At 69.4% G+C, this 3,629-nt stretch carries 4 protein-coding genes; all 4 read right to left on the bottom strand.

Going from position 1 to position 3,629, the window contains the following annotated elements; all coding sequences use genetic code 11:
- On the bottom strand, positions 1–585 hold a 585-nt coding region (queC, locus tag ACESL5_RS09530; protein ID WP_372592546.1), incomplete at its 3' end, for a 7-cyano-7-deazaguanine synthase QueC.
- Between the two features lie 2 nt (positions 586–587).
- Positions 588–1,277 carry a 7-carboxy-7-deazaguanine synthase QueE gene (gene queE / locus ACESL5_RS09525; RefSeq protein ID WP_372592545.1) on the bottom strand — a complete coding sequence of 230 codons (690 nt, stop codon included), beginning with the start codon at positions 1,275–1,277 and terminating at the stop codon, positions 588–590.
- A complete protein-coding gene (gene ybgF, locus ACESL5_RS09520) occupies positions 1,274–2,209 on the bottom strand; it encodes a tol-pal system protein YbgF (protein ID WP_372592544.1) in 936 nt (311 codons plus the stop codon). Before ybgF ends, queE begins: the two co-directional genes overlap by 4 nt.
- Before the next feature lie 13 nt (positions 2,210–2,222).
- Complete coding sequence (tolB, locus tag ACESL5_RS09515) at positions 2,223–3,590, bottom strand: Tol-Pal system beta propeller repeat protein TolB (RefSeq protein ID WP_372592543.1); 1,368 nt, start codon at positions 3,588–3,590, stop codon at positions 2,223–2,225.
- Between the last annotated feature and the right edge of the window lie 39 nt (positions 3,591–3,629).

Genomic DNA, 3,629 nt, shown 5'->3' with positions numbered 1-3,629 from the left:
GTAGCAGGAGACCGTCAGGCTGTAGTCCACGCCCAGGGCCGTGCCCTTGCGGATGATCTCCGCCTTGGTGAGGTGCAGGAGCGGTGCGTGGATCTCGAACGGGTGGTCGGCGGCCGTGGCGATGTTGGCCAGCGTCTCGAACTGCTCGATGAAGGCCGGCCGGCAGTCCGGGTAGCCGGAGTAGTCGACCGCGTTGACGCCGATGTAGATGCGGGTGGCGCCCAGCACCTCGGCCCAGCCGAGCGCGAAGGAGAGGAAGGTGAGGTTGCGCGCCGGCACGTAGGTGCTCGGGATCTCGTCGCTGGCCGGGTCGTAGTCGGGCACGGACTGACTCATGTCGGTCAGCGAGGAACCGCCGATACCGTCCATGTCGATGCGGATGGTGCGATGATCGGCCGCGCCGACCGCCTCGGCCACCCGGGCGGCGGCGTCCAGCTCGGCACGGTGACGCTGGCCGTAGTCGAAACTCAGGGCGTGGACGGCAAAGCCGTCGGCCCGGGCCTGCCAGGCCAGCGTGGCCGAATCGAGGCCGCCGGAGACCAGAACCACGGCGGGCTCGGGCCTTGTTGACGCCCGCCCTGCCATGCCTAGCGGCCCGGCTCGTCGCCCCAGACGAGCTTGTGCAGTTGCATCTGGAAGCGGATTTCCCGACCGCTGTCGAGGATCCATTCGGCCAGTTCGGTGGGCGAGACCCCGCCGTGAACCGGGGAGAACAGGACGGGGAAGCGCCGGTCGAGACGGTGTTCGTCGACACGGGCGATCGCCCAGTCGAAATCCTCGCGGCTGCCGATCACCACCTTGATCTCGTCGGCGGGCTTGAGGCAGTCGAGGTTCTCCCAGCGATTGCGGTCCACCTCGCCCGAGCTCGGCGTCTTGAGGTCCATGACCACGTGTACACGCGGGTCGACGGCCGCGATGTCCAGCGCCCCGCTGGTCTCCAGGCTGACCACGTGGCCGGCGTCGGCCAGACGGGCCAGCAGGTTCGGGCAACCGGGCTGGGCCAGCGGCTCGCCGCCGGTGACGCAGACGTGCCGGGTCTGCAGGGCGCGGACCTGTTCGAGGATGGTGTCGAGCGACATGCGCTCGCCGCCGGTGAAGGCGTAGGCGGTGTCGCAGTAGACGCAACGCAGCGGGCAGCCGGTCAGGCGAACGAAGATGGTCGGCCACCCGACGTGATCGGACTCGCCCTGGATGGAGCGGAAGATCTCCGTGATGCGCAGGGTCTGCCCGCCCGGGGCGTCCACCGCGTCGAGCGGCATGGCCTCGAAGGAACTCATCCGCCGAGTCGGTCCAGGCGCTGCTTGGCGAGGCCGGCGGCCTGCGAATCCGGATGCTTTTCGATCACGGCGTTGAAGCGGCGCTTCGCCTCCTCGACGTCGTTCTGTTCCTGGGCGATGTAGCCGAGCTTGAGCATGGCGTCCGGCCCGCGGTTGCTGTCGGGATAGGTCTCGAGCAGCTCGGCGTAGGCCTTTTTCGCGGCGTCGTAATCACGCTGGACGTAGTAGGTCTCGCCCTGCCAGAAGACGGCACTCGAGGCCCAGCTGCCGCGCGGGTTGGCGTCGATCACCTTCTGGAAGGCGCCCACGGCCTTCTCGTACTCGCCGCCCTTGAGGATCTCGAAGGCCTCGTTGTAGAGGGCCTGCTGTTCCTCGTTGCTCGCCTGCCCGCCGGCAGCCGCGTCCGAGGTGCCGGCCTCGGCGTCCGCCGCCCCGTCGCTCTCGCTCGAGGGGCCATCCTCCCGGCCCGACATCGCGGCGGCCGCGTCATGACCGGCCGGGCCCGTCTCGCTCATCATGCCGGCGGCAGGTGCCGAGCCGACGCGTTGCTCGAGGTCCTTGATCGCTTCCTCGTGGCGGCGCTCCTGGCGTTCGAGTGCCCGCTCGTGCTCGGAGACCTGTCCCTGGAGCTGACGGACCTGGCTCTCCAGGCTGTCCATCCGCTGCATCATCCGCTGCAGGAGGGCGGCCTGGCCCGAGCCGGCATCGATATCGGTCACCGAGGCGCCGCTGCCGGCCATCGGCGTGGTGCGCGCGGTGGCCGCTTCGGCGTCGCGGCTCTCGTCCGACTCGGCGTCGGACGACCCGCCACCCCAGTTGAGCCAACCGGGCGCGGCCTGCTGGGCCGCAGCCGGTCCGGCGAGCGAAACGGCCAGCAACGCGGCCGCCAGCGGCCTGAGCGCGAGATGGGTAGAACGTGCGATGGATTCCATGGCGTGAAACCTGTCAGTCAATGAACGGTCCCCAGACCGGATCGCGAACCTTGCCTCGATCGTAGCTGAGGGTCTGCGGTTCGCCGCCGATCACGGGAGAGATCTTGAGCACCGATCCGCTGCCCGACTGCGCAGCATAAACCACCATCGCACCGTTGGGTGCGTAGCTGGGCCGCTCCTCGGAGCCGCCGCGGCTGAGCAGGCGGCGCTCACCGTCGGCGAGCTCCTGCTGGGCCACGTGGAAACCGCTGCCCTCGCGGGTGACGAAAGCCAGGCTCTCGCCATCGGGCGAAATGCGCGGACCGGCCGCGTAGGGCGTGTCGAAGGTCAGCCGCCGTGCACGGTCGTCCGGGCTGGACTTGCGGAACACCTGCGGCTGGCCGAAGCGGTCGGATGTGAAGGCGATGCTGCGATTGTCCGGGTACCAGGTCGGCTCGGTGTCGATGGCGCCGTTGCGGGTCCACTGAGTCGAGCGCCGGCTGCCGAGGTCGATCACGTAGATGTCCGGGTTGCCGCCCTTGGACAGGGTCACGGCGATCTTGTCACCGCGCGGCGACCAGGCCGGCGCGCCGTTGATGCCGGGAAAGTCGGTGAGCTGGTAGCGCTCGCCAGTGCCCAGGTCCTGCACCCAGATGGCCGAGCGATTGCCTTCGAAGGACACGTAGGCCAGCTGCCCGCCGTCGGGGGACCAGCTCGGCGACATGATCGGGTACGGGGACTCGAGCACGGTGCGCGGGTTGGCGCCGTCCGAGTCGGCGATCTGCAGGGTGAAGGTCTTGTCGTCGCCGCGGCCGCGCTCGGTGACGTAGGCCAGGCGCGTGGAGAAGGCACCGCGGTCGCCGGTCAGTTCCTCGTAGACGAGATCGCTGATGCGGTGGGCGATGCTGCGATCGTTGGAGGCGCTTCCGGTGATGCGGCTGCCGATCAGCCGGCTGCCGTCGCTCACGTCGACGAGGTAGAAGCTGGTACGCAGGCGATCGCCGTCGGACTCGACCGAGCCCATGACGACGTAGCTGGCCTTGCCGGCACGCCAGTCGTCGATGCGGATCTGTTCGGGACCGGTGGGACGCCCCGGCATGACGTCCCGGGAAATGGGGGCGAACAGGCCCGAGCGCGCCAGGTCGTCGCCGATGATGCGCGCCAGGTCGTCGATGCCGCCGGGCTGGTCGAAGGGCACCACGGCGATGGGCACGCCGCTCTCGGTGCCACCGCTGATGTCGATCTCCAGTGCCGCGCGGGCGGGCGTGGACAGCAGGGCGAGCATGGCAGTTGCCGCCAGCAGCGAGGCCAGCCAGCCGCGGGGCGCGGCGGGCACCCGTCGGTTCCGTCGCCACGAAAGATGCGCACCGATCCGAAGTTGCTTGTCTGCCAGAATCTTCATGTCCATCACCTCGGGCGAACCCGGTTATTGCGGCCTGAA

The organism is Guyparkeria sp., assembly GCF_041687595.1.
In the GTDB taxonomy this organism is placed as follows: Bacteria; Pseudomonadota; Gammaproteobacteria; order Halothiobacillales; family Halothiobacillaceae; genus Guyparkeria.
The sequence above is the reverse complement of the archived record's forward strand: the minus strand, read 5'-3'. Positions and strand labels throughout refer to the sequence as shown.

What these genes read in the sequence shown, in the direction of transcription:
- ybgF (WP_372592544.1), bottom strand. Translation starts at nt 2,209, where the DNA reads ATGGAATCCATCGCACGTTCTACCCATCTCGCGCTCAGGCCGCTGGCG.
- queE (WP_372592545.1), bottom strand. Translation starts at nt 1,277, where the DNA reads ATGAGTTCCTTCGAGGCCATGCCGCTCGACGCGGTGGACGCCCCGGGC.
- tolB (WP_372592543.1), bottom strand. Translation starts at nt 3,590, where the DNA reads ATGAAGATTCTGGCAGACAAGCAACTTCGGATCGGTGCGCATCTTTCG.